This is a genomic window from Actinomadura viridis (genome assembly GCF_015751755.1).
GTDB classification, from domain to species: Bacteria; Actinomycetota; Actinomycetes; order Streptosporangiales; family Streptosporangiaceae; genus Spirillospora; species Spirillospora viridis.
Map to the genome: position 1 here is coordinate 2,854,697 of NZ_JADOUA010000001.1, position 25,170 is coordinate 2,879,866.

General features: G+C 73.9%; 20 protein-coding genes. 18 read left to right on the plus strand and 2 right to left on the minus strand.

What is annotated here, in order from left to right; translation table 11 throughout:
* Positions 1 to 124 precede the first annotated feature (124 nt).
* Together IW256_RS12805 and IW256_RS12810 are read right to left on the minus strand one after the other, a co-directional pair.
* Positions 125 to 1,906: an ABC transporter ATP-binding protein gene (locus tag IW256_RS12805; RefSeq protein ID WP_197011171.1), complete on the minus strand. Its 1,782-nt coding sequence runs from the start codon at positions 1,904 to 1,906 to the stop codon at positions 125 to 127.
* A complete protein-coding gene (locus tag IW256_RS12810) occupies positions 1,903 to 3,882 on the minus strand; it encodes an ABC transporter ATP-binding protein (protein WP_197011172.1) in 1,980 nt (659 codons plus the stop codon). The genes IW256_RS12805 and IW256_RS12810 overlap by 4 nt, the downstream gene beginning before the upstream one ends.
* A 185-nt stretch (positions 3,883 to 4,067) precedes the next feature.
* On the opposite strand from IW256_RS12810, the gene IW256_RS12815 reads away from it, so the two are divergent.
* The 18 genes from IW256_RS12815 (at position 4,068) to IW256_RS12900 (ending at position 25,043) form a co-directional block, all read left to right on the plus strand.
* Positions 4,068 to 4,928 carry a TIGR03085 family metal-binding protein gene (locus IW256_RS12815; RefSeq protein ID WP_197011173.1) on the plus strand — a complete coding sequence of 287 codons (861 nt, stop codon included), beginning with the start codon at positions 4,068 to 4,070 and terminating at the stop codon, positions 4,926 to 4,928.
* Between the two features lie 254 nt (positions 4,929 to 5,182).
* The gene (locus IW256_RS12820) at positions 5,183 to 5,389 is read left to right on the plus strand and encodes a cold-shock protein (RefSeq protein ID WP_018657218.1); all 207 of its coding nucleotides are present in this window, start codon (positions 5,183 to 5,185) and stop codon (positions 5,387 to 5,389) included.
* A gap of 116 nt (positions 5,390 to 5,505) precedes the next feature.
* On the plus strand, positions 5,506 to 5,898 hold the full coding sequence (hisI, locus tag IW256_RS12825) for a phosphoribosyl-AMP cyclohydrolase (protein WP_197011174.1): 393 nt from the start codon (positions 5,506 to 5,508) through the stop codon (positions 5,896 to 5,898).
* Complete coding sequence (locus IW256_RS12830) at positions 5,895 to 6,602, plus strand: Trp biosynthesis-associated membrane protein (RefSeq protein ID WP_197011175.1); 708 nt, start codon at positions 5,895 to 5,897, stop codon at positions 6,600 to 6,602. Before hisI ends, IW256_RS12830 begins: the two co-directional genes overlap by 4 nt.
* Positions 6,603 to 6,632: 30 nt before the next feature.
* Positions 6,633 to 7,295, plus strand: coding sequence for a response regulator transcription factor (locus tag IW256_RS12835; protein ID WP_197011176.1), 663 nt, complete (start codon positions 6,633 to 6,635; stop codon positions 7,293 to 7,295).
* 113 nt (positions 7,296 to 7,408) lie between these two features.
* Positions 7,409 to 7,876 (plus strand): DUF2752 domain-containing protein, encoded by a 468-nt coding sequence (locus tag IW256_RS12840; protein ID WP_197011177.1) that lies wholly within the window; start codon positions 7,409 to 7,411, stop codon positions 7,874 to 7,876.
* 220 nt (positions 7,877 to 8,096) lie between these two features.
* Positions 8,097 to 8,918: an indole-3-glycerol phosphate synthase TrpC gene (gene trpC / locus IW256_RS12845; protein WP_197011178.1), complete on the plus strand. Its 822-nt coding sequence runs from the start codon at positions 8,097 to 8,099 to the stop codon at positions 8,916 to 8,918.
* A gap of 199 nt (positions 8,919 to 9,117) precedes the next feature.
* Positions 9,118 to 10,359 (plus strand): tryptophan synthase subunit beta, encoded by a 1,242-nt coding sequence (gene trpB / locus IW256_RS12850; RefSeq protein ID WP_197011179.1) that lies wholly within the window; start codon positions 9,118 to 9,120, stop codon positions 10,357 to 10,359.
* Between the two features lie 32 nt (positions 10,360 to 10,391).
* Positions 10,392 to 11,258: a tryptophan synthase subunit alpha gene (trpA, locus tag IW256_RS12855; protein WP_197016281.1), complete on the plus strand. Its 867-nt coding sequence runs from the start codon at positions 10,392 to 10,394 to the stop codon at positions 11,256 to 11,258.
* A gap of 204 nt (positions 11,259 to 11,462) precedes the next feature.
* Positions 11,463 to 11,966 (plus strand): vitamin K epoxide reductase family protein, encoded by a 504-nt coding sequence (locus tag IW256_RS12860; protein ID WP_197011180.1) that lies wholly within the window; start codon positions 11,463 to 11,465, stop codon positions 11,964 to 11,966.
* Positions 11,967 to 12,035: 69 nt separating this feature from the next.
* Entirely contained in the window at positions 12,036 to 12,809 is a 774-nt protein-coding gene (locus tag IW256_RS12865) for a DsbA family protein (RefSeq protein ID WP_197011181.1), read from the plus strand.
* Positions 12,810 to 13,218: 409 nt separating this feature from the next.
* Positions 13,219 to 13,980: a DsbA family protein gene (locus IW256_RS12870; protein WP_197011182.1), complete on the plus strand. Its 762-nt coding sequence runs from the start codon at positions 13,219 to 13,221 to the stop codon at positions 13,978 to 13,980.
* Between the two features lie 69 nt (positions 13,981 to 14,049).
* Positions 14,050 to 15,408 carry a prolipoprotein diacylglyceryl transferase gene (gene lgt / locus IW256_RS12875; RefSeq protein WP_197011183.1) on the plus strand — a complete coding sequence of 453 codons (1,359 nt, stop codon included), beginning with the start codon at positions 14,050 to 14,052 and terminating at the stop codon, positions 15,406 to 15,408.
* 48 nt (positions 15,409 to 15,456) lie between these two features.
* The gene (locus IW256_RS12880) at positions 15,457 to 16,155 is read left to right on the plus strand and encodes a VIT1/CCC1 transporter family protein (RefSeq protein ID WP_197011184.1); all 699 of its coding nucleotides are present in this window, start codon (positions 15,457 to 15,459) and stop codon (positions 16,153 to 16,155) included.
* Between the two features lie 205 nt (positions 16,156 to 16,360).
* On the plus strand, positions 16,361 to 17,068 hold the full coding sequence (locus IW256_RS12885; RefSeq protein WP_231403757.1) for a hypothetical protein: 708 nt from the start codon (positions 16,361 to 16,363) through the stop codon (positions 17,066 to 17,068).
* A gap of 665 nt (positions 17,069 to 17,733) precedes the next feature.
* Positions 17,734 to 18,621 carry a hypothetical protein gene (locus IW256_RS12890; RefSeq protein ID WP_197011186.1) on the plus strand — a complete coding sequence of 296 codons (888 nt, stop codon included), beginning with the start codon at positions 17,734 to 17,736 and terminating at the stop codon, positions 18,619 to 18,621.
* A gap of 384 nt (positions 18,622 to 19,005) precedes the next feature.
* The gene (gene gltB / locus IW256_RS12895; RefSeq protein WP_197011187.1) at positions 19,006 to 23,562 is read left to right on the plus strand and encodes a glutamate synthase large subunit; all 4,557 of its coding nucleotides are present in this window, start codon (positions 19,006 to 19,008) and stop codon (positions 23,560 to 23,562) included.
* A gap of 17 nt (positions 23,563 to 23,579) precedes the next feature.
* Complete coding sequence (locus tag IW256_RS12900) at positions 23,580 to 25,043, plus strand: glutamate synthase subunit beta (RefSeq protein ID WP_197011188.1); 1,464 nt, start codon at positions 23,580 to 23,582, stop codon at positions 25,041 to 25,043.
* Positions 25,044 to 25,170: the final 127 nt, after the last annotated feature.

The following is a 25,170-nucleotide window of genomic DNA, read 5'->3' on the forward strand; positions in this document are numbered from 1 at the left end:
GGTCCGCTCTCTCCTTCCCCGCCGGGCGCCGGGCATGCGCGCCGCCCGCGCCCGGGGCGCCCGCCCCGCCCGCCGCCCGCGCTCGCCGGCCTCGGTGCCGGCCTCGGGTGGCGGGCCGGCGGGCTCACAGCGCGCGCTGGGCGATCCAGGAGGCGTGCAGGTCGGCGTAGACGCCGGGTTCGGCGACCAGGACCGAGTGCGGCCCGCGCTGGACGATCCGCCCGGCGTCGAAGACGATCACCTCGTCCGCCGCCTCCGCCGTGGACATCCGGTGCGCGATCGCGATCGCCGTCCGGCCCCGGGTCACCCCGTCCAGGGCCCGCTGGATCCGCACCTCGGTGGCCGGGTCGACCGCGGAGGTGGCCTCGTCCAGGACCAGCAGGTCGGGGTCGGCGATGTAGGCGCGGGCCAGCGCGACCAGCTGGCGCTCACCGGCCGACAGCGACTCCCCGCGCTGCCCCACCGGCGTCTCCAGCCCCCGCGGCAGCCCGGCCAGCCAGTCGGCCAGGCCCAGCTCGGTGACGGCCAGCAGGAGGTCCTCGTCGGTGGCGCCGGGCCTGCCGTAGCGGATGTTGTCCGCCAGCGAGGCGTCGAACAGGAACCCGTCCTGGGGGACCATCACGATCCGCTCGCGCAGCGAGGAGAACCGGACCCGGTCCAGCGGGACCCCGTCCACCAGGATCCGGCCCGACGCCGGGTCCATGAGCCGGGTCAGCAGCTTGGCGAACGTCGTCTTGCCCGACCCGGTCTCGCCCACGACCGCCACCCTGGTCCGCGGGGCGATGGCCGCGTCCACCCCGTGCAGGACGGGCGGGCCGCCCGGGTAGGCGAACCCGACGTTTTCGAAGCGCAGCTCGATCGGGCCGCGCGGCAGCACCTCGCCGTCCTCGCCCGGGTCGGCCACGTCCGGCTCGGTGTCCAGCACGCCCAGAACCCGCCGCCACCCGGCGATGGCGTTCTGCGCCTCGTTCAGGACCTCGGTGGCGGTCTGCATGGGGCTGACGAACAGGGTGACCAGGAACAGGAAGGCGATCAGCTTCCCCGCCGACAGCTGCCCGCCCACGCCCAGCAGGGTCCCGGCGACCACGACGCCCGCCGTGGCCAGGGCCGCGACCAGCTCGCTGGAGGGGAAGGTCAGCGCCACCAGGCCCTGGGCCCTGGTCTGCGCCCGCCGGGTCGCCTCCACGGTCTCGTCCACCCGCCGCGCGGTGCGCTCCTCCGACCCGTAGGCGCGGATCACCGGGGCGCCCACCACCGACTCGCTCACCGCCGCGAGCAGGTCGCCGGTGCGCTCCCGCACCCGGGTGTACGCGGCCGAGATCAGCCGCTGGAACCGGCGCAGCAGGAACGCCAGCGGCAGGAAGGACGCCCACACCAGCAGCGTCAGCTCCCAGGAGTAGACCGCCATCAGGACGCTGGCCACCACCAGCTGCCCCAGCGACACGATGATCATCAGCCCGCCCCACTGCATGAACTGGCTGATCTGGTCCACGTCGCCGGTCACCCGCGACACCAGCGCGCCGCGCCGCTCACCGCTCTGGGTCAGCATCGACAGGTCGTGCACATGCCGGAACGCCTTGACCCGCAGCGTGGCCAGGCCGCTCTCGGTGCTCTTGTAGAGGCGCACGTTCATGGCGTACGCGCTCAGCGCCGTCAGGCCGACGGCCACGGCGCACAACAGCACCGCGGTACGGATGAAGGCCACGTCCGGGCCGCCCGCCGTGCCCAGCCCCCGGTCGATGGTCTGCTGGACGGCGACCGGCACCACGATCCGGCCCGCCGTCGCCACCAGCGCGAGCAGCAGCGTCCCGGCCAGCCCGGCGCGGAACTCGGGGCTCAGCCGCAGCCCGCGCCGCAGGGTGCTGAAGGCGCCCTCGCCCGAGGCCACCTCGTTGAGCGCGGTCATGTCAGCGCCTCTTCCTCTGCGTCGTCGCCGTGGAACCCGGCGCGTCCCGTCTTCCCGCGATCCGCCGTGCCGGAGTGTGCGTCCCCTCCGGTGCCGGAGGGCGTGCCGGACGCCGGGTCGGACGCCGGGTCGGACGCCGCGTCGGAGGCTGCGTCGAGCTCGTCCTGCTCGGTCTCTGCGCGCTCGTAGGCGTTGACCAGGTTGCGGTAGCCCTCCGACCGCGCCAGCAATTCGGCGTGCGGGCCGCGGTCCACCACCCGGCCGTGCTCCATGTAGACGACCTCGTCCGCGAGGGAGATCGTGGCCTTGCGGTAGGCGACCACCACCACCGTGGCCGTGCCCTCACCCGTTTGCCGGGTGTCCCTGATGCCCTCCAGGATCCGGGCCTCCACCTGCGGGTCGACGCTGGAGGTGGCGTCGTCCAGCACCAGCAGCCGGGGCCGGCGCACCAGCGCGCGGGCCAGGGCCAGCCGCTGCCGCTGGCCGCCTGACAGGGTCGCGCCGCGCTCCCCGACCCGGGTGTGCAGCCCGTCGGGCAGCGCCGCCACGAAACCGTCCGCCTGCGCCAGCCGCAGCGCCTCCCACACCCGTTCGTCGGGGACCTCCAGGCCGAGCGTCACGTTGCCCCGGACGTCGTCGTCGAAGAGGAACGTCTGCTGCGGCACCAGGGCGGCGGTCTCGGCCACCCCGCCGCGCGCCACGTCCCTGACGTCCAGGCCGTCCAGCAGCACCGAGCCGTCGCCCGGGTCGACCAGCCGCACCAGGAGGGAGGTGAGCGTGGACTTGCCCGAGCCGGTCGGGCCGACGATCGCGATCGTGCGGCCGGGCGCGGCCTCGAAGGTCACGTCGTGCAGCACCCTGACCTCGGTGACCTCGCTCCCGGCGGCCGCCGCGGGCCCGCTCTCGGCGATCTCCCCGTCGGAGGGGGCGCCGCCCGTCTCGTAGGCGAACCGGACCTCGCGGACCTCCAGCGCCGCGGCCCCGCCGCCCTCCAGCGTCCCGTCCCCGTACGGCAGCGAGCCCCCCGCGTCCAGGACGCCGCGGACGCGCCGCCAGCCCACGACGCTGCGGGGCACCTCGGCCAGCACCCAGCCCAGCGCCCGGATCGGCCAGGCGAGCAGGGTGAACAGGTAGGCCACGTGCACCAGGTCGCCGGCCGTCATGTCACCGCCCTGCAGCCGCAGGGACCCGACCAGCAGAACGGCCAGGACGCCCAGGCTGGGAAGGGCCTCCAGCACGGGGTCGAACAGGCCGCGGACCCGACCGACCGCGATGTTGGCGTCGCGCAGGGCGTGGGCGGCGGTGGCGAAACGGTCGGTCTCGGCCTGCTCCCGGCCGAGGGTCTTGACGACCAGGCCGCCCTCGAAGCTCTCGTGCGCCACCTCGCTGACCTGGGCGCGCAGCCGCTGCGCGCGGGTGGCCACGGGCGCCAGCCTGCGCTGGTAGAGGACGTTCAGCAGCGCGATGGCGGGGAAGACCAGGAAGCCCACGACGGCCACCGTGATGTCGGTGAGCACGATGGACACCGCCGCGAGCAGCAGCATGAACACCACGCCGACGGCCATCGGCAGCGGCGCGATCGGCGCCCAGGCCGCCTCCACGTCGGCGTTGGCGTTCGACAGCAGCTGCCCGGTGGGATGGCGGTGGTGCCAGGCCAGGGGCAGCCGCAGGTACTGGCGCGTGACGGCGCGCCGGTACTTCGCCTGCATCCGGTACTGCATGAGCCCGGCGTAGAACCGGCGGCCCGCCACGCCCAGCGCCTTCAGCAGCGCCACGCCCATGATCGCCCCGGCGGCGGCGGCCAGCGTGGCGGCGGTCGTGTCGCCGGAGCGGAACGCCGGCAGGATCACCTCCTCGGTGGCCCAGCCGAGCACCTGCGCCGTTCCCACGGTCATCGCCGCGTAGAGCCCGCTGGCGGCGACCGAGAGCGCGAACACCCTCGGCTCGGCGCGGATCGCCACCCACAGCACCCGCATCCCCTCCCGGAGAATGCGCGAATTGACGCGTGTCGACCCAGCTGGCACTGCGGCTACCTCCACGTACGGCGACGCCCAGGGAATCCCCCCGACAAGCCGGACGGTGGGGGTGAGGGCTGCACCATGCCTACCATCCGCGCGTACCGCTTATTCCCGGCCTAGTGGGCGCGACCTACCATCGATGGATGAAACCGTCATCGAGTCGCGGCTCCGGCCGGGACCCCGGCCCGGGGGACGCGCCGGCGTCCGAGCAGGTGAGCCCGGGCGCGGGGGCGGATCCGGGCACGGATCCGGGCACGGGGGCGGCCGCCCGCGCCGGGGCGGGGCCGGTCCGGCGCGAACGCGAACTGCTCTGCGACGCGCTGCTGGACGCGGGGCCCGGCGCGCCGACCGAGTGCGAGGGGTGGACCGCCGCGGATCTCGCCGCCCACCTCGTCGTCCGGGAGGGGCGCCCGGACGCGCTGCCGGGAATACTGCTGCGCCCGCTGGCCTTCCACACGGAGCGGATCCGCCGCCGCACGGTGCGCGAGATCCCGTTCGAGCGGTCGGTGGACCGGATTCGGCGGGGGCCTCCGAAGTGGTCGCCCTACGCGGTTCCGGGCGTGGACAAAATCGCCAACACGGTCGAGTTCTTTGTCCATCATGAGGACGTCAGGCGCGCACGGCCGGACTGGGAGCCCAGGTCGCTGAGCCCCGCGCTGGAGGAACTCCTGTGGGCGCGCATAAAAATTGCCCGCTTTGCACTCAGAAAAGTACCGGTTGAGGTCACGTTGATCCGGCCGGACGGTCGAAGCCTGCGGATCCCGGCCGCGCGCCGGGGGGTATCCCGCCGTTCCGCCCGCGCCCGCGCCCGTTCCGCCGCCAGACCCGGCGGCAAGGGGCCGTCGGCACCCCGCGGCGGGGGCGCCGGGGGCGGTGTACGGGTCCATGGTCCGGTCGGGGAATTGATCCTGTGGGCGCTCGGGCGCACCGATGTCGCGCGTGTACGGCTCACCGGGGCCCGGGAGGCCGTCAACGTCCTCAAGGAGACGGGTTGGCGCCTTTAACGGCACGGTAACGGGATGGTTCGCCGAGAGGTGAATCGGGAGGCTTGTAGCTCCTCCGCATTACGCGGAAGCGGTGATACTGTGGAGCCGTCGGTTGCAGTCGTGGTTCTCGATCGTTTGTTCAGGCGCCCGCGGACTGATGGCAGCGGGCGTTTTGGCTTTTCCGGGACCGTACCGGAGAGGCGAGGGCGTTCCGCAGCGACCGCGCCGGGCCCGCGAGGTGTGGGCCCATGTTTTGCCGCAAGGAGAAAGACATGCCCCAGCAGGGCACCGTGAAGTGGTTCAACGCCGAGAAGGGCTTCGGTTTCATCGCCGTCGACGGCGGTGGGCCGGATGTGTTCGTGCACTACTCGGCGATCCAGAGCTCCGGGTACCGCACGCTGGACGAGAACCAGCGCGTCCAGTTCGAGGTGACGCAGGGTAACCGGGGTCCGCAGGCCGACCAGGTCGTCCCCCTGTAACACCTGTTACACCCTAGTCGTACAGTGAGGCCCGTACCCGTTCCGGGTGCGGGCCTTGCCGTGTCGTGGGCCGGGGCGCGTACGACCGGCGGCGGGGAGCGGGCACAATGGACTCCATGTCCGCTCGCCCGTCCAATCTGGACCCCAAGATCGCTGATCGCCTCAAGCGCACCGCCGACGGCCTCGTCCCGGCCATCGCCCAGCAGTACGACACCGGTGAGGTGCTCATGCTCGGCTGGATGGACGACGAGGCCCTGCACCGCACCCTGACCACCGGCCGCTGCACCTACTGGTCGCGCAGCCGCCAGGAGTACTGGGTGAAGGGCGAGAGCTCCGGGCATCAGCAGTGGGTCAAGTCGGTCGCGCTGGACTGCGACGCCGACGCGATCCTCGTGAAGGTCGACCAGGTCGGAGCCGCCTGCCACACCGGCGACCGCACCTGCTGGGACGCCGACGTGCTCGACCCCGTCGTCGGGGAACGGCCCTCCGGAGGTCCCGGGAAGCCGTGACGCCGAGCCGTGAGCGCGCCCTCGCCGCGCTGCTGTGCGCCGCCGGGGCGGGGCTCGCGCTCCTGGCCGCCGGCCGTCCCTGGGCGACCGTGCGGGCCCGGGACGCCATCACGCCCTTCGCGCAGGACCTGACCGGCCGTGACCTGGGAGGCGCCGCCGGCGCCCTCGGCTGGGCCGCGCTGGCGGGGCTCGCGGCGCTGTTCGCCACCCGGGGCCGGGTGCGGGCCGGGGTGGGCGTGCTGCTGGCGCTTTTCGGGGCCGGCATCGCCTACGCCTCGGCCACCGCCGTCCAGCGCGCGGGCGTCCTGGCGGCGGCGGGGGAGAAGAGCGCCCTGCTGCGCCTGGGCGGCGACCTGGCGATCACCGTGCGGCCCTGGTGGATCGTCTCCCTGGCCGGGGGCGTCCTGCTGGTGGCGGCAGGAGCGGTCACGGTCGCGCGCGGTGCGCGCTGGCCGGGCATGTCGGCCCGGTACGACCGGGCCGCGGGCGCCCCGGGCAAGGCCGGGGCCGGGGACGCGGCCCCGTCCGCCTCCGCGGCGCCCGCCGGCACCGATCCCGGCAGCGATCCCGGTACCGATCCCGGCAGGGAGGCGGCGGGTACGGCCGCGCCGGCGCCCGCCGCGGCGGGCGACGATCCCGCCGCCCTCTGGAAGTCGCTCGACCGGGGCGAGGACCCCACGGCGGCCGAGGAACGCCGCCCATGACCGCGGACCTCGGATGAACGCGGGCCCCGGATGAACGCCGAGGGCGGGCTCGTCCTGGTGGTCGAGCACGACGAGTCCGTGGCCGAACTGCAGCGCCGCTACCTCGCCCGGCAGGGCCACACGGTGGCGATCGAGGTCGACCCGGGCCGCGCGCCGGCGGTCACCGGGCGGCTCCGGCCGGATGTGGTCGTCCTGGACCTGTCCACCGCCCCCCTCCCCGTCGACCTCTACCGGCGGGTGGCCGAGGCGGCCGGGAACGCGCCCGTGGTCGCCGTGACGGGGCCGCTGGAGCCCGCGGCGGCCCGGAGCCTGGGCCGGTACAGGGTGTCGAGGCCGTTCAGCCCCAGGGTGCTCGTGGGAGCCGTGGCGGACGCCCTGCGCGGCAGCGCCCCCGGCGCGGCCCCCGGAGTCCTGCGGGCGGGGCAGGTGACCATGGACCCGCACGCCCGCGCCGTCACCGTCGGCGAACGCCGCGTCGCGCTCACGGTGACCGAGTTCGACCTGCTGGAGTTCCTGATGGGGAACGCGGGACGGGTGTTCACCCGCGAGCAGCTCCTGGCCGCGGCTTGGGGGCCGGACGCGGGCGCCGGCAGCCGCACCGTGGACGTGCACATCGCCCAGCTGCGCTCCAAGCTCGGAGAGGGCAGCCCGATCCGTACCGTGCGCGGCGTCGGGTACGTCCTGGACGCCTAGGCGGGGAGTGCGGCCCACACCGCGAGCCAACCTCCGCCACCGCGCTCCCACAGGCCCGGTCAGGTACGAGCCGCCAGGCGAGGGCCGCGGGCCGGGACTTTAGGGTGGAGCCCGTGACCGACGCAGCCGTACAAGGTCCCCCGCACGCCTCCGGCCCTGACCCGCACGGACGGCGCGCGCCCGGGCGCGGCCGGGCCCTGCTGGGGCCGCTGGCCGTCCTGGCCGGGGTGACGGCGGGGGCGGCCCTGGTCGCGTTCGTGGACCCGCACGAGCCCGGCCACTACCCCACGTGCCCCTCGCTGCTCCTGACGGGCTGGTACTGCCCGGGCTGCGGGGGCCTGAGGATGGCCAATTCCCTGGTTCACGGGGACCTGGTCCAGGCGTTCGGGATGAACCCCCTCGTCGTGCTGCTGCTCCCGGTGTTCGGGTACCTGTGGGCCCGGTGGGCGCTCGGCGCCGTACGCGGCGTGCCGATGCGCTCGGTTCTGCTCCGCCCGCGGGTCCTCTACGCCTTCCTCGGGGTGCTGGTCCTGTACTGGATCGCGCGCAACCTGCCGTTTGCGCAGGTGCTGGCGCCGTAGGCGCGCGGGGCCCCGGAAGGGGCCGCCGAGCCTCAGGGCGGGTGCGTGGACCGTCGGCGGGTGCGGCTACGATCGGTCCACAGAACGACCGGAGCATTAGGGGGCCCCGCGTGCAAGAGCCGGAGGTGTGCGGCATCGGCCGGGACGAGGCGCGAGGGGCGGGCGGACAGCGCGTCCGGCGCCTTCCGGCGCACCGGCGGCGAGCGGCGGGAGGTGCAGCGTGACCGGTGGGACCGGCAGCGTGCTCGACGAGATCATCGAAGGCGTCCGGGCCGATCTCGCCGAACGGCAGCGAGAGGTGCCGCTGGAGGCCCTCAAGGAGAGGGCGGCGGCGGCCCCGCCCCCGCGCGACGCGCTCGGCGCCCTGCGCGGCCAGGGCGTCTCGGTCATCGCCGAGGTCAAGCGCAGCAGCCCGTCCAAGGGCGCGCTGGCCGCGATCGCCGACCCGGCGGCGCTGGCCCGCGACTACGAGTCCGGCGGCGCCAAGGTGATCAGCGTGCTGACCGAGCGGCGCCGGTTCGGCGGCAGCCTGGACGACCTGGCCGCGGTCCGCGCCAACGTCGACATCGCGGTGCTGCGCAAGGACTTCATCGTGACCTCCTACCAGCTGTGGGAGGCGCGGGCCTACGGCGCCGACGTGGCGTTGCTGATCGTGGCGGCGCTGGAGCAGGACGCGCTGGTGTCGCTGGTGGAGCGGGCCGAGTCGATCGGGCTGCTGCCGCTGGTGGAGGTGCACACCGAGGAGGAGGCCGCCCGCGCGCTGGAGGCGGGCGCCAAGGTCATCGGCGTCAACGCCCGCGACCTGCGCACGCTCCGGGTGGACCGGGGGGTGTTCGCGCGGCTGGCGCCGCTGATCCCCAAGAACGTGGTGAAGATCGCCGAGTCCGGGGTGCGCGGCCCGCACGACCTGCTCGCCTACGCCTCCGCCGGCGCCGACGCGGTCCTGGTGGGGGAGAGCCTGGTGATCGGCAAGGACCCGCGCAGCGCCGTCGCCGACCTGGTCGCCGCCGGAGCCCATCCGGCCCTGCGCCAGAGCGGCTGACCGCCGGGACGGCCGCTCCTTCCCCCCGCCCGGCGGCGGGCCGGGCGGGGAAGAGCGAGTAGAGTACGGGCATGCAGAAGGAGTCATCGGAGGAGATGGCCCCCGCAGGGGGGCCGGTCATGTCACTGCGCGAACGATGGCGGGCCGGCGCGACGTCTCACTGACCCGATCGGCCCTTTCGCGACAGGACTGAACCCTGATGACCACCGACACCGACCGTGGCGCCGGCGTGCCCGCCACGGTGCCCGACCCGTCCGGCCACTTCGGCCCCTTCGGCGGGCGGTTCGCCCCCGAGGCCCTGATGGCCGCGCTGGACGAGCTGACCCGCGAGTTCGAGGCGGCCCGCCGGGACCCCGCCTTCACCGCCGAGCTGGACGGCCTCCTCCGCGACTACGCGGGCCGCCCCAGCCCGCTGACCGAGGCCCCCCGCTTCGGCGAGCGGGCGGGCGGCGCCCGGATCCTGCTCAAGCGCGAGGATCTCAACCACACCGGCTCCCACAAGATCAACAATGTTCTCGGCCAGGCGCTGCTCGCCCGCCGGATGGGCAAGACCCGGGTGATCGCCGAGACCGGCGCCGGCCAGCACGGCGTCGCCACCGCCACCGCCGCCGCCCTGCTCGGCCTGGAGTGCACCGTCTTCATGGGCGAGGTCGACACCGAGCGGCAGGCCCTCAACGTCGCCCGGATGCGGATGCTCGGCGCCGAGGTGGTGCCGGTCCGCACCGGCAGCCGCACCCTCAAGGACGCCTGCAACGAGGCGTTCCGCGACTGGGTCGCCACCGTCGGCACCACCCACTACTGCGTCGGCTCCACCATGGGCCCGCACCCGTTCCCGATGATCGTCCGCGAGCTGCAGCGCGTGATCGGCGCCGAGGCCCGCGCCCAGATGCTCGAGCGCACCGGCCGGCTGCCGGATGCGGTGGCCGCCTGCGTCGGCGGCGGCTCCAACTCCATCGGCGCCTTCCACGCGTTCATCGGCGACCCGGAGGTCCGGCTGTGCGGCTTCGAGGCCGCCGGTGACGGGGTCGAGACCGGCCGGCACGCCGCGACGATCTCCGCGGGCCGGGTCGGCGTGATCCACGGCATGCGCACCTACCTGCTGCAGGACGAGGACGGGCAGACCGTCGAGTCGCACTCGATCTCGGCCGGGCTGGACTACCCGGGGGTCGGTCCCGAGCACTCCTGGCTGCACGACAGCGGCCGGGCCGAGTACCGGCCGATCACCGACGCCGAGGCGATGGAGGCGTTCGCCCTGCTGTGCCGCACCGAGGGCATCATCCCGGCCATCGAGTCGGCGCACGCCCTCGCCGGCGCCCTCAAGCTCGGCCGCGAGCTCGGCCCGGACGGCGTCATCCTGGTCTGCCTGTCCGGCCGGGGCGACAAGGACATGCACACGGCGGCCGAGTACTTCGGGCTGATGCCGGAAGGAGAGGGCGCGTGAGCGAGGCCACCGAGCGCACCGGGCAGACCACCGTGACGACCGCCGCGACGGCCGCCGCGGACTCCGCGGGCACCGCGTCCGGCGGGGTCCGGGCCGCCTATGACAGGGCCCGGGCCGAGGGGCGGGCCGCGCTGGTCGGCTACCTGCCCGCCGGGTTCCCCACCTGCGAGGGCGCCATCGAGGCCGCCAAGGTCATGGTGGACGCCGGCTGCGACGTCATCGAGATCGGCCTTCCCTACTCCGACCCGATGATGGACGGCCCCACCATCCAGGACGCCGTCCACCAGGCCCTGGTCGGCGGCGTCCGCGTCGCCGACGTGTTCCGCACCGTCGAGGCGGTGGCCGCCACCGGCGTGCCGCCCCTGGTCATGACGTACTGGAACCCGGTCGACCGGTACGGCGTCGAGGCGTTCGCCCGCGACCTGAAGTCGGCCGGCGGCGCGGGCCTGATCACTCCCGACCTCACTCCCGAGGAGGCCGGGCCCTGGCTGGAGGCCGCCGAGGCGCACGACCTCGACCGGGTCTTCCTGGTCGCGCTCAGCTCCACCGACGAGCGGATCGAGAAGATCGTCAAGGTCTGCCGCGGGTTCGTGTACGCGGCCTCGCTGATGGGCGTGACCGGGACGCGCGGCACGGTCGACACCGGCGCGCCGCGCCTGGTGGAGCGCACGCGGGCGGCCGTGGCCCGCACCGGCTCCGGCCTGCCGGTCGGGCTCGGGCTGGGCGTGAGCACCGGGGCGCAGGCCGCCGAGGTGGCCGGTTTCGCCGACGGCGTCATCGTCGGCTCGGCGTTCATCCGGCGCCTCCTGGACGCCCCCGACCTCCCCACCGGCCTCAAGGACCTCCGCCTGCTGACCGCCGAGCTGGCCGCGGGCGTCCGCCACCCGGTCGTCCCCTGACGGATCCGCGCCACCGGCCACCGCCGCGTATGCTCGGCGTGTGGCCGGACTGCCCGGCGGGAGCCGGCGCGGCGCCCCGCCGCGCCGTGTGCCGAACGCGGAATTCACGCGCCGTCCCCTAGGGTGTTTCCCTGCGGGGGTGGACGTCCGTCACGGCGTTCCCGGACGGCGTTCCGGTGATGTGCGCTCGCGGAAGGATCAGTGATGGTGCAGCACGCCGAGTCGCGGGACGAGACGGAGGACGCCACGTCCACGGCGTCCACGCCGCTCGCCCGGCCGGCCTGGTTCCCGGTGACGGCCTGGGTGCTCACGCTCGTCGGCCTGGGGATCTCGGTCTACCTGACGGTGGTCCACTACCAGGAGAGCCTCCTGGTCTGCACCACCAACTCGACCGTCGACTGCCACGCGGTCACCACCAGCAAGTACAGCGAGCTCGCGGGAGTCCCGCTGCCGCTGCTGGGGCTGGCCTTCTTCATCGGCTTCGCGGCCCTCATCACGCCGCCCGCGCTGCGTTCGGACCGGCCGGTGCTGAGATGGGGCCGGCTGGCCGGGGTCTGCGTGGGAGTGCTGTTCGTCGTCTACCTGGTGACCGCCGAGATCCTCCTGGGGAAGATCTGCCTGTGGTGCACCGGTGTGCACGCCGTCACCGTCCTGCTGTTCGTCCTTGTCCTGTTCGATGAGTTCCGGCGGATCGGCCAGGTCGACTAGGCCGGCCGGGGCCGCGATCCGCCCCATCCGCGCCGGAGTCCGCGCGGTGTCCCCATAGGAGAGATCCACATGAGCAAGGCCGCACGAGAGCGGAGCGCGCGGGAGCGGCTCGCCGCAGAGCGCAAACGCCAGGCGGCGCGCGAGAAGCAGCGGCGGCTCCTGACCATCGTGCTCGGCGCGGTGGTCGCGGTGGCGGCGATCGTGGCGATCGCCGTGGTCGTCATCGACCAGCAGGGCAAGCGGGACCAGACCGCCACGGCCTACACCGGCCCGCAGGCGCCGCTCACCCGGGAGGCCGACGGCTCGATCGTCATGGCCAAGGCCGGGGTCACCGGGCCCACGCTGGAGATCTTCGAGGACTTCCAGTGCCCCGCGTGCAAGCAGTTCGAGGAGAACACCGGCAAGACGGTGAAGGAACTGGCCGCCGAGGGCAAGGTCAAGGTGGTCTACCGCCCGTTCCACCTCTTCGGTGAGCAGCGCGACCCCATCAAGGGCAACTCGCTGCGGTCGGCCGCCGCGGCGCTGTGCGTCCCGGCCGACAAGTGGCTCTCCTACCACGACGCGCTGTTCAAGTTCCAGCCGCAGGAGGGCTCGGAGGGCTTCTCGTCCGAGGACCTGGTCGCCTGGGGCAAGGACGTCGGGGTGACCGATGCCGGCTTCGAGAAGTGCGTGGTCGACCAGCAGAAGAAGCCCCAGGTCGACGCGATGACCAAGTACGCGCTGGAGACCCGCAAGGTGACCGGCACGCCGACGGTGTACCTGGACGGCCGCAAGCTGGAGAACGAGCTCGGTGACCCCGCCTCGCTCACCAAGGCCGTGAACGACGCCAAGTCCGGCAGGTAGCCCCGCACGGTGGCGACCGAGCGCCGCGGCCCCCACGGGGTCCGCGGCGCTCGCCGTACCGTGCCGCCGTACCGTGCCGCCGTACCGTGCCGCCGTGCCGTGCCGCCGTGCCGTGCCGCCGTGCCGTGCCGCCGTACCGGCCGTTCGGCGCCTCGCCCAGCGCGGCGTGCCTTCCCTCCCCGGGCCGGTTGGCTAGGCTCTGTTTTCAAAGTCCCGGCCTACGGTGCTCGCCTGGCGGCTCGCACCTCACCGGGCCTTGGCGAGCGCGACATCGCTTCGCGATCCGCCCGGTGGCGCTCGCCTCCGGCATCGCCCCACCGGGCGGCCAACGCGCTCGCGCGGTGGCTGAGGCCACTTCGAGGTAGACCCTGGTCTCGGTGGGCGGGCACGCGCATCGATCGGGGGCACGATGAGCACGTCGCGAGGGGACCGGAGGACGCGGGAACGTCCCCGGGGCGCGGTGGGGCACCGGCTGCTGGCCGTGCTCGGCGCCGCCGTGACGATCGGGCTGGTGCTCGCGGGCATCGATCTCGTCCGGGCGCAGGACCGGGAGGCCGATGACGGCGGTCCGGGCTCCGGGGCCTTCGGGGGCCCGCCGCCGCCGGTGCTGCGCGCTGGAGACGGCTCCACCGTGCTGACCTGGGGTGACACGACCGCGCCCGTGCTGGAGATCTTCACCGACTACCAGTGCCCCGAGTGCAGGGCCATGGACGCCGCGGTCGGCTCGGTGATCAAGCGGCTGGCCGCCCGCGGGCGGGTGCGCGCCGTCTACCGGCCGTTCCAGTTCTACCGGAGCCCGCAGGACGAGCCGATGACCTCCGGCAGCGCGCGCGCCGCCAACGCCGCCCTGTGCGCGCCCGCCGTCAACTGGCTGCCGTACCACGAGACGCTCCTGGCCCACCAGACCGCGAAGGGCGGCCAGGGCTTCACGCCCGCGGACCTCATCGCGCTGGGCCGCCGGGCGGGGATCCCCGCCGGGGCGTTCGACGCCTGCGTGACCGGGGCCCGGATGGCCGGGCAGGTCGAGCGGATGACCCGGTACGCGACCGTCGAGCGCGGCGTCCGGGAGGTCCCGGCGGCCTTCCTGAACGGCAGGCGGCTCGAGGGGGCGGACCGCCTGCTGAGCCCGGTCCGGCTGGAGCGGGCGATCCACGCCGCGCGCCGGGGATGAGAAAGTGGGCGCCCCGCTCTGGCCGTCCCGGGACCACGCGCCCGGCCAAAGGCGGTAACGTCAACGGTCATGCAGCCGGTGGCCTTCATCCCGAGTCCTTCCCAGGGCGTCTGGCATCTGGGCTTCGTCCCGATCCGCGCCTACGCCCTGATGATCATCATTGGCATCGTCGTCGCGGTGTGGCTGGGCGAACGGCGCTGGGCCGCCAAGGGCGGCGCCCCCGGCGTGATCGTCGACGTCGCCGTGTGGGCGGTCCCGTTCGGCCTGATCGGCGGCCGGCTCTACCACGTCCTCACCGACTACCAGCGGTACTTCGGCGAGGGCCGCGACCCGGTGGACGCCCTGAAGATCTGGGAGGGCGGCCTGGGCATCTGGGGCGCCGTCCTGCTCGGCGCGGTCGGCGCGCTGATCGGCTGCCGCCGGCGCGGGATCTCCGTGGCCGCGCTGGGCGACGCGGTGGCCCCCGGCATCGCCCTCGCCCAGGCCATCGGCCGCTGGGGCAACTACTGGAACCAGGAGCTGTACGGGCGGCCGCTGGACACCTTCTGGGCATTGAAGATCGACCAGGCGCACCGGCCGCGCCTCGCCGACGGGAGCCTGGACCCCCGGTACGCCGACATCGCCACCTACCACCCGACCTTCCTGTACGAGTCGCTGTGGTGCGTCGGCGTCGCGGTCCTGGTCCTGTGGGCCGACCGCCGCTTCAAGCTCACCCACGGCCGGGCGTTCGCCCTGTACGTCGCCGCCTACACCGCCGGCCGGTTCTGGATCGAGTGGCTGCGCATCGACGACGCCCACCACATCCTGGGCATGCGCCTCAACGACTGGACCTCCCTGATCGTCTTCCTCGGCGCCGTGGGCTACCTCTACTGGGCCCGGGGCAAGAGCGGACCCGAGGAGGTCGGTGCCGTCCCGCGGACGGAGCCCGAGGCGTCCGGGAGCGCCGGGGGCGGCGACGAGCCGGACGGGGAGGGGCCCGCCGCCTCCACGTCGCACGCCGGGAAGGACGACGAGGCCCCGGAGAAGCCGGTGGCGGAGCCGGTCTCCGAGGAGCCGGCCGCCGATGCCGCCCCGGCCCTCGAATCCGTGGACGAGCCCGAGCCGGTGGACGAGCCCGAGCGGGAGACCGCGTCCGCGGAGGCGGCCACGGACCCGGTGCCGGCCCCGCCCACGGACACGGCTCCGCCGAAGGACACGGGCACTGGCACGGACACGGACACGGTCCCGCCGACGGACACGGACAAGGACAAGGACACGGAGCCGGGCGCCGGGGAGAAGCGGGAGACGGCCGCCGCGCCGGCGGGGGCCGGCGCCGACACGGCCGCCGGCGATGCCGGCTCCACGCCGGTGACCGGCGAGAATGGTGTCCGTGACGATGTCGAGCCCGCGGAGGCGGGCAAGGGGGAACCCGTCAAGGACGGCAAGTAGGGTTCCTGCCCTAAGCAGGAGGGCGGGCAGCCCGCCGGGGGGGCCACAATGAGGTCGGAGATCCATCACCCGCACCGGGACGTCACCGGCGGCTGGCTGCGGCCCGCGGTGTTCGGCGCGATGGACGGGCTGGTGTCCAACTTCGCGCTGATCGCCGGGGTCGCGGGCGGGCAGGCCGGGCAGCGGGTCGTCCTGCTGGCCGGGCTGGCGGGCCTGGCCGCCGGGGCGTTCTCCATGGCCGCCGGGGAGTACATCTCGGTCGCCTCCCAGTCCGAGCTGGCCGAGGCCGAGATCGAGGTGGAACGCCTGGAGCTGGCCCGGCATCCCCGCGCCGAGCAGCGCGAGCTGGCGGAGGTCTTCGAGGGCCGCGGCGTGGAGCCGGAGCTGGCCGCCGAGGTCGCGCGGCAGCTCTCCCGCGACCCGGAGGAGGCGCTGCGGGTGCACGCCCGGGAGGAGCTCGGCGTCGCCCCGGGGGAGCTGCCCTCACCGCTGCTGGCGGCCTTCTCCTCGTTCCTGGCCTTCGCGACCGGCGCCGTGCTGCCCGTCCTGCCCTACCTGGCGGGCGCGTCCTCGCTGTGGCCGGCCGCGGTGGTCGCGGGGCTGGGCCTGTTCCTGGCCGGGGTGCTGGTGTCCCGGGTGACCGCGCGGAGCTGGTGGTTCTCCGGGCTGCGCCAGCTGGCCTTCGGCGGCGCCGCCGCCGCGATCACCTACGGGGTGGGCGCGCTGATCGGAACGAGCGGATTGTGATCGTCGCCGCGAATCTGGGCGAAACCACCTTTTGGACCCGCGCGGGGTGGCCGGGACGCTAAGCTCCCGGACTGTGATCGAGGCTCGTGACACAGGCGCATCCCAGGCATCACGCTCGGACGGCGGGCAGGACTTCCGGCCGGAGGACAGGGGCGGGAAGCGTTCCGGACGGCGCGCCGGATCCGCCGGATCCGGCAGGTCCAGGATGCCGCTCATCGTGGTGGCGGCCGTGGTCGTCGTCCTGGTCGCCGCCGGTGCCGTCGCCTTCTTCGTGATGGGCGGCGAGGAGGACGAGGCCGCGGGCGGCCCCGGCAACGGGGCCAGGATCTCGCCGGTCGCCTACACGCCGCAGATGGCCGACAAGGACATGGCCAAGCTCGCGCAGCGCTCCGCCGACCAGCGGCCGATCACCCAGGGCGAGGCGTTCCCGGCCGACGTCAAGACCGTCGCCTACCAGAAGTACTCGTTCACGCTGGCCGGGTCCCAGCTCTCCGCGGACTGCAAGGCGGTCACCTGGGGGGCGCGCCTGCAGGGCGACCTGGCCAAGTACGGCTGCTCCCAGATCGCGCGCGGCGCCTACGTCAGCCAGGACAAGCGCCACGTCGGCCAGTTCATCGCCGTCAACCTGGTGAGCCAGCAGGGCGCCGAGCAGATCGTGCGCGATCTCGACCCCGCGACCGGCGCCGGTTTCGTCCTGCCGCTCAACGCGCCGGGGGCGCCCGACTTCCGTTCCGGCTTCAGCGCCGCCTACGCCCAGGCGTACGGCCACTACGCCATCATCACCTGGGTCCAGCGCGCCGGCGGCTCCCAGCCCGCCTCGCTCAACGAGATGATCGACGCGAGCCTGGCCATCGAGAAGCCGGCCGACTTCGTCTGGGGCCGCCTGGAGCTCGTGGACGGGACCCCGCGTTGATCGACCCGAGCGTCCGCTAGGCCGCCGCCGTGGACCGGAACCAGCCCCGCAGGCTCGGCCCGCAGCAGGACCGCGGCCAGGGGCCGCGCCGTCCCCGGCCGCAGCCGGGCCGGCCCGCGCCCCAGCGCCGGCCGCCCGCGGAGCCGCCGCGCCCGGCCGCCGACCCCGAGGCCGGCCCGCGCGAGGGGGAGCCGCGGGGGCGCGCTCCGCGCCCGCGTTCCGCCGACGGCCGGGGCGGCCAGGGACGGCCCTCGGCCCCCCGCGGGTCCGGCCGCAAGCCCCGCGGACCGGGCGGTGGGCGGGGCTCCGGGCCGCGCGAGGGTGCTCCGGGCGGGCGGAGCCGCGATCCGGACGACGGCCGCGCCCAGGGGCGGGACGGCGGGCCCGCTCCGCGTAAGCGCGGCGGGCTTCCGCGCAAGGGTTCCCCTCAGTTCCGCGGATCCGATCCGCGCGGAGCGGAAGGACGGGGACCAGAGGCACGGGGACCGGAGGCACGGGGACCGGAGGCGCGCGGATCCGAGCCGCGCGGTCGCGCTCCGCGCCCCGTTCAGGGCGGGCCGCCTCCTCCCGGCGCCGCGCCCCCGCCCAAGCGCGGACGGGGACGAGGGCGCGGGACCGATGCCCGAGCGCGCCGTCCGGAACGGCGCGTACGCCCGCCCGAGCCCGTGCGGGCCCGTCCCTCCGACGAGTGGGACGACGGCTCCGAGCACTTCGAGCAGCCACCCGGGCCGCCGCCCTCGCCCTCCCGCGGAGGGGGAGGCGGCCGTGGCGGCGGCGGACGGGGAGGGTTCCCGCGCCTGCCGGCCCTGTCCCCGCGGATCTACTTCATCGCCGCCGGCGGCCTCGGCGTGGTCGTGGTCCTCGCCCTGGTGGCCGCGCTGCTCGGTGGAGGCGGCGAGTCCGCGGAGAGGCGGGCGCCGGAGGCGTCCATGGGTGAGCCCGCCGAGAGCGGGCTGTCCCCCGCGTCCTACTCCAGCTCGCCCTCGACGGGCGCCTACGCGGCGATCGAGCGGCGGGCGCAGGATCCGGCGCCGCTGACCGTCGAGGAGGCGTTCCCGGCGGCGGCCCGGTCGCTGGAGGTCCCGGACGCCGGGATGGAACTCTCGCTGAAGGACAAGCGGCTCGACGGTGACTGCGCGGCGGCCGTCTGGGGCTCGGGCGTGGGGAAGGAACTGCGGCGCGGCGGGTGCACCCAGGCCGTGCGGGGCGTCTACGCCGACACAGGGAAGGGCTACGCCCTGACCGTCGCGGTCTTCAACCTGGCCGCCAGGGAGGACGCCGACCGGCTGGTCGGGGCGCTCGGCGGCGGCGGCGGGTTCGTCCGCCCCCTCCAGGCCGCGGCGCCGCTCGACCGGTTCGGCCAGGGGTTCACGATGGCGCGCGGCCTGGCCATGGGCCATTTCGCGGCGGTGTCGTGGGCGCAGCGGCTGGACGGCAAGGGCGACGCGGCGGACGACACGCTGCTGTCGCTGCTCATCGAGGGCGGGAAGGCGCCCGCCGTGCTGGGCCGGGCGGCCCGAGCACCCGAGGATCCGGCGTCTCCGGCGTCGTAGGCCCTCCTGCGGTTCCGCGCCGCCTTTCCCCCTTCTCGCGACTCCCCGCCGCGGTCGTGTGACCGGCGTGACCTGCGGTTCTGTGGGGACTTGTGAGGTAGAGGGAGGTTGCGTGCATGTTTCCGCCGCAACGGGGTAAACATGAGTGGGCCGTGAGGATGATCACCGAGGTCAGGGCGTTTTGGTGAAATTCATGCCCGGTATCCTGGTCTAAACCACTGAGGGTGGTTTCGAGTCGATCGGTGCGAAGAAGTTTCGCGATCTGGTCGACTCGGGCATGATCCCGGCAGTGGGGTAATGTCTTCACACCGCAGCACAGGGCCAGCGTCGTCCCGAGACTGCACTGACATCACGCAGTGACACATGACGACGACGGGAGGGTTGATGGCTGCTGCTGCCCTCGGACCGGGCCTGCCTCCGAACCAGGGGCTCTACGACCGGGCCAACGAGCACGACGCCTGCGGCGTCGGTATGGTGGCGGACCTGCACGGTCGCAAGAGCCATGACATCATTCAGAACGCCCTGACCGTCCTGAAGAACCTCGATCACCGCGGTGCCGTCGGCGCCGAGCCCGACGACGGCGACGGCGTCGGCATCCTGGTGCAGATCCCCGACGCCTTCTTCCGCGAGGTCTGCGACTTCGCGCTCCCGGAGGCGGGCTCGTACGCGGCCGGCCTGGCGTTCCTCCCGGTGGACGCGGGGGAGCGCGCCGACGTGGTCGGCCACATCGCCCGGTTGTGCGGCGAGGAGGGCCTGACCGTCCTCGGCTGGCGCGAGCTGCCGCACGACCCGAACTTCGCCGGCCCTGCGGCGCGGCGGGCGATGCCGCACTTCGCGCAGCTGTTCGTCGCCCCCGCCGAGGACGGCCCGCACGCCGGCAAGACCGGCCTCGAACTGGACCGGGCCGTGTTCTGCATGCGCGAGCGCGCCGAACAGGACGTCAAGGTCTACTTCCCGAGCCTGTCCAGCCGCACGCTGGTCTACAAGGGGATGCTCACCACCCCGCAGCTGGAGCCGTTCTTCCCCGACCTGTCGGACCGCCGCTTCGCCAGCGCCATCGCGCTCGTGCACTCGCGGTTCTCGACCAACACCTTCCCGGCGTGGGAGCTGGCCCACCCGTACCGCTTCATCGCCCACAACGGCGAGATCAACACCGTCAAGGGCAACCGGAACTGGATGCGCGCCCGCGAGGCGCTGCTGAAGTCGGACCTGATCCCCGGTGACCTGTCCCGGACCTACCCGGTGATCGACATCGAGGCCAGCGACACCGCCTCCTTCGACGAGTGCCTGGAGCTGCTGCACCTGAGCGGACGGTCGCTCCCGCACGCGGTGCTGATGATGATCCCCGAGGCGTGGGAGAACCACACCGAGATGGACCCGGCCCGCCGGGCCTTCTACGAGTTCCACTCCACGCTGATGGAGGCGTGGGACGGCCCCGCCAGCGTCACGTTCACCGACGGCACGGTCGTCGGCGCCGTCCTGGACCGCAACGGCCTGCGCCCCGGCCGCTACTGGGTGACCGACGAGGGCTTCGTCGTGCTGGCCAGCGAGGCCGGCGTGCTGGACATCCCGGCCGGCAGGGTGGTCCGCAAGGGCCGCCTGCAGCCGGGCAAGATCTTCCTGGTGGACACCGAGGCCGGCCGGATCGTCGAGGACGACGAGGTCAAGGCCGAGCTGGCCGCCGCGCACCCCTACGGCGAGTGGCTGCACGAGGGCCTGGTGCGGTTCGAGGAGCTGCCGCGGCGCGAGCGGGAGATCCCCACCCACGAGACGCTGGTCAAGCGGCAGCAGACCTTCGGCTACACCCTCGAAGAGCAGCGGATCATCCTCACCCCCATGGCCAGGACCGGGGCGGAGCCGATCGGGTCGATGGGCACCGACACCCCGCTGGCGGTGCTGTCGCAGCGCCCCCGGCTGCTGTTCGACTACTTCAAGCAGCTGTTCGCCCAGGTCACCAACCCGCCGCTGGACGCCATCCGCGAGGAACTGGTCACCTCGCTGCAGTCCACCCTCGGCCCCGAGGGCAACCTGCTCGAGCCGGGACCGGAGTCCTGCCGGCGGCTGGTGCTGCCCACCCCGATCCTGGACAACGACGAGCTCTCCAAGATCATCCACATCGACGACGAGGGCTCGCTGCCGCATCTGCGGGCCCATGTCGTGCACGGCCTCTACGACGTCGCGGGCGGCGGCGAGGCCCTGGAACAGCGGCTCGAGGAGATCTGCGCGGAGGTGTCCGGGGCGATCTCGGAGGGCGCGCGGATCATCGTGCTGTCGGACCGGGGCTCCGACGCCTCCCGCGCCGCGATCCCGTCGCTGCTGCTCACCGGCGCCGTGCACCACCACCTCATCCGGGAGAAGACCCGCACCCAGGTCGGCCTGGTCATCGAGACCGCCGAGGCCCGCGAGTGCCACCACATGGCGCTGCTCATCGGGTACGGCGCGTCCGCGATCAACCCGTACCTGGCCGTGGAGACCATCGAGGACCTCATCGCCACCGGCGTCATCGAGGGCCTGGACCCGGCCGCCGCGGTGCGCAACCTGGTCAAGGCGTACGGCAAGGGCGTGCTGAAGGTCATGTCCAAGATGGGGGTCTCCACGGTCGCCTCCTACACCGGCGCGCAGATCTTCGAGGCCATCGGCCTGGGCGCCGAGGTGATCGACCGGTGCTTCACCGGCACCACCTCGCGGCTGGGCGGGGTCGGCTTCGACGTGCTGGCCCGCGAGGTCGCCGAGCGGCACCGCCGCGCCTACCCGCCGGGCGGCAACGAGCCCGCCCACCGCACCCTGGAGGTCGGCGGCGAGTACCAGTGGCGGCGCGAGGGCGAGCTGCACCTGTTCAACCCGGACACGGTGTTCAAGCTCCAGCACGCCACCCGCACCCGCAAGTACGAGATCTTCAAGGAGTACACCACCTCGGTGGACTCCCAGGCCGAGAAGCTGATGACGCTGCGCGGGCTGTTCGGCCTGCGCGAGGGCGAGCGGCCCCCGGTACCGATCGAGGAGGTCGAGCCGGTCTCGGAGATCGTCAAGCGGTTCTCCACCGGCGCGATGTCGTACGGCTCCATCTCGGCGGAGGCGCACGAGACCCTCGCGATCGCGATGAACCGGCTGGGCGGCAAGTCCAACACCGGCGAGGGCGGCGAGGACCCCGCCCGGTTCACCCCCGACGAGAACGGCGACCTGCGGCGCAGCGCGATCAAGCAGGTGGCCTCCGGCCGGTTCGGCGTGACCTCGGAGTACCTCACCAACTCCGACGACATCCAGATCAAGATGGCGCAGGGCGCCAAGCCCGGCGAGGGCGGGCAGCTGCCCGGCCACAAGGTCTACCCGTGGATCGCCAAGACCCGGCACTCCACCCCCGGCGTGGGCCTGATCTCGCCGCCGCCGCACCACGACATCTACTCGATCGAGGACCTGGCCCAGCTCATCCACGACCTGAAGAACGCCAACCCGGCGGCCCGGGTGCACGTGAAGCTGGTCGCCGAGGTGGGCGTGGGCACGGTCGCGGCCGGGGTGTCCAAGGCGCACGCCGACGTGGTCCTGATCTCCGGGCACGACGGCGGCACCGGCGCCTCCCCGCTGACCTCGCTCAAGCACGCCGGCGCCCCCTGGGAGCTCGGCCTGGCCGAGACCCAGCAGACGCTGCTGCTCAACGGGCTGCGCGACCGGATCGTGGTGCAGACCGACGGGCAGATGAAGACCGGCCGGGACGTGATCGTCGCGGCGCTGCTGGGCGCCGAGGAGTACGGCTTCGCCACGGCCCCGCTGGTGGTCTCGGGCTGCGTGATGATGCGGGTCTGCCACCTGGACACCTGCCCGGTGGGCGTGGCCACCCAGAACCCGGTGCTGCGGCGGCGGTTCAACGGCAAGGCCGAGCACGTGGTCAACTTCTTCGAGTTCGTCGCGCAGGAGGTCCGCGAGTACCTGGCCGCGCTGGGCTTCCGCTCGCTGGACGAGGCGATCGGGCATGTCGAGCTGCTCGACACCCGGCGCGCGGTCGACCACTGGAAGGCCGCGGGGCTGGATCTGACCCCGATCCTGCACCGTCCCGAGGTGGCCGAGGGCGCCGCCCTGCGGCGGACCACCGTCCAGGACCACGGGCTGGAGAAGGCGCTCGACAACACGCTGACGCAGCTGGCCGAGGGCGCGATCGCGTTCGGCGACAAGGTGACCCTGGACCTGCCGATCCGCAACGTCAACCGGACGGTCGGCACCATGCTGGGCCACGAGGTGACCAAGAAGTGGGGCGGCGAGGGGCTGCCCGACGACACCATCGACGTCACCTTCACCGGGTCGGCGGGCAACTCCTTCGGCGCGTTCGTGCCGCGCGGCATCACCCTGCGGCTGGTCGGGGACGCCAACGACTACGTCGGCAAGGGCCTGTCGGGCGGGCGCCTGACGGTGCGGCCCCACCCCGGCGCCGCGTTCGCGGCCGAGGAGCAGATCATCGGCGGCAACGTCATCCTGTACGGCGCCACCTCGGGCGAGCTGTTCGCCCGCGGCGTCGTCGGCGAGCGGTTCTGCGTGCGCAACTCCGGTGCCACCGCCGTCGTCGAGGGCGTCGGCGACCACGCCTGCGAGTACATGACCGGGGGCCGCGCGGTGATCCTCGGCCGGACCGGGCGCAACCTGGCGGCCGGAATGTCCGGCGGCGTCGCCTACGTTCTGGACCTGGTGCCCGAGCGGGTCAACCCCGAGATGGTCGACCTGGAACCGCTCACCGGGGAGGACGGGGAGTTCGTCCGCTCGCTGGTGGAGCGGCACGCGGCCGAGACCGGCTCCACGGTCGCCGAGAAGCTGCTGGCCGAATGGGAGACCGCGGCCGCCCGGTTCACCAAGATCATGCCGCGGGACTACCGGCGCGTCCTGGAGGCCAAGGCCAAGGCCGAGGCCGAGGGACGCGACGTCGACGAGGCCATCATGGCCGCCGCGCAGAGCTGAGAGAGGGGGACCCCGACATGGCCGACCCGAAGGGATTCCTGACCGTCCAGCGGGAGCTCCCGAAGCGCCGCCCGGTCGATGTGCGCATCAAGAGCTGGTCCGAGGTCTACGAGAAGTTCGGCGAGGACCGGCTGGAGAAGCAGGCGAGCCGCTGCATGGACTGCGGCATCCCGTTCTGCCACCAGGGCTGCCCGCTGGGGAACCTCATCCCCGAGTGGAACGACCTGGTGTACCGCAAGGACTGGGCGGAGGCGATCGAGCGCCTGCACGCCACCAACAACTTCCCGGAGTTCACCGGCCGGCTGTGCCCCGCGCCGTGCGAGAGCGCGTGCGTGCTGGGTATCAACCAGGACCCGGTGGCGATCAAGCGGGTCGAGGTCGAGATCATCGACCGGGCCTGGGACGAGGGCTGGGTACGGCCCCGCCCGCCCGCCGTCCGGACCGGCAGGCGGGTCGCCGTCGTCGGCTCCGGGCCCGCGGGCCTGGCCGCCGCCCAGCAGCTCACCCGCGCCGGGCACGACGTGAAGGTGTACGAGCGCGCCGACCGCGTCGGCGGCCTGCTGCGCTACGGCATCCCCGAGTTCAAGATGGAGAAGCGGCACCTCGACCGCCGGATCGCGCAGATGCGCGCCGAGGGCACCGAGTTCAAGACCTCGGTGAACGTGGGCGCCGACATCACCGCCGACGAGCTGCGCGAGGCCCACGACGCGGTCGTCCTGGCCGGGGGCGCCACGGTGTGGCGCGACCTGCCGGTGCCCGGCCGCGACCTCAAGGGCGTCCACCAGGCCATGGAGTACCTGCCGCCGGCCAACAAGGCGCAGGAGGGCGACTACGAGGAGTCGCCCATCTCGGCCGCGGGCAAGCACGTGGTGGTGATCGGCGGCGGTGACACCGGCGCCGACTGCATCGGCACCGCGATCCGGCAGGGCGCGGCCTCGGTCACCCAGCTGGAGATCATGCCCAGGCCGCCGGAGAGCCGCCCGGAGGGCCAGCCCTGGCCCACCTACCCGATGCTGTTCAAGGTGGAGAGCGCCCACGAGGAACTCGCCGGCCTGGGCGGCGACCGGGTGTACGCGGTGTCCACCACCGAGTTCGTCGGCGACGCCGACGGCAACGTCCGGGCGCTGCGGCTGGTGGAGGTCGGCGGCCCCCAGACCGGGTTCGCGCCGGTCGAGGGCACCGAGCGGGAGATCCCGGCCGAGCTGGTCACCCTGGCGATGGGCTTCCTCGGCCCGCAGAAGGAGGGGCTGCTGGAGCAGCTGGGCGTCGACCTGGACCAGCGCGGCAACGTCGTCCGCGACGCCGACTACCGGACCTCGGTGGACGGCGTCTTCGCGGCCGGCGACATGGGCCGCGGGCAGTCGCTGATCGTCTGGGCGATCGCCGAGGGCCGGGCCGCCGCGCACGGGGTCGACAAGTACCTCAGGGGTGAGACGGCCCTGCCCTACCCGATCCCGCCGACGGCCCGTCCCATGGCCTGACCCGGCCCCCGGCGCCCGACCGGGTCCTATAGCCTGGCCCCGCCGCTCAGGGAGCGGGGCCGGGCCTCACCCGGCCGGACCGTGACCGCGCTCCGCCGTGCCTCCGGCCCGCCCCGCGCGGGCGCCG

Coding starts and splice junctions, on each gene's coding strand:
- IW256_RS12805 (WP_197011171.1), bottom strand. CDS start 1,906: ATGACCGCGCTCAACGAGGTGGCCTCGGGCGAGGGCGCCTTCAGCACC.
- IW256_RS12810 (WP_197011172.1), bottom strand. CDS start 3,882: ATGCGGGTGCTGTGGGTGGCGATCCGCGCCGAGCCGAGGGTGTTCGCG.
- IW256_RS12815 (WP_197011173.1), top strand. CDS start 4,068: ATGAAACCGTCATCGAGTCGCGGCTCCGGCCGGGACCCCGGCCCGGGG.
- IW256_RS12820 (WP_018657218.1), top strand. CDS start 5,183: ATGCCCCAGCAGGGCACCGTGAAGTGGTTCAACGCCGAGAAGGGCTTC.
- hisI (WP_197011174.1), top strand. CDS start 5,506: ATGTCCGCTCGCCCGTCCAATCTGGACCCCAAGATCGCTGATCGCCTC.
- IW256_RS12835 (WP_197011176.1), top strand. CDS start 6,633: ATGAACGCCGAGGGCGGGCTCGTCCTGGTGGTCGAGCACGACGAGTCC.
- trpB (WP_197011179.1), top strand. CDS start 9,118: ATGACCACCGACACCGACCGTGGCGCCGGCGTGCCCGCCACGGTGCCC.
- IW256_RS12860 (WP_197011180.1), top strand. CDS start 11,463: ATGGTGCAGCACGCCGAGTCGCGGGACGAGACGGAGGACGCCACGTCC.
- IW256_RS12865 (WP_197011181.1), top strand. CDS start 12,036: ATGAGCAAGGCCGCACGAGAGCGGAGCGCGCGGGAGCGGCTCGCCGCA.
- IW256_RS12870 (WP_197011182.1), top strand. CDS start 13,219: ATGAGCACGTCGCGAGGGGACCGGAGGACGCGGGAACGTCCCCGGGGC.
- lgt (WP_197011183.1), top strand. CDS start 14,050: ATGCAGCCGGTGGCCTTCATCCCGAGTCCTTCCCAGGGCGTCTGGCAT.
- IW256_RS12880 (WP_197011184.1), top strand. CDS start 15,457: ATGAGGTCGGAGATCCATCACCCGCACCGGGACGTCACCGGCGGCTGG.
- IW256_RS12885 (WP_231403757.1), top strand. CDS start 16,361: ATGCCGCTCATCGTGGTGGCGGCCGTGGTCGTCGTCCTGGTCGCCGCC.
- gltB (WP_197011187.1), top strand. CDS start 19,006: ATGGCTGCTGCTGCCCTCGGACCGGGCCTGCCTCCGAACCAGGGGCTC.
- IW256_RS12900 (WP_197011188.1), top strand. CDS start 23,580: ATGGCCGACCCGAAGGGATTCCTGACCGTCCAGCGGGAGCTCCCGAAG.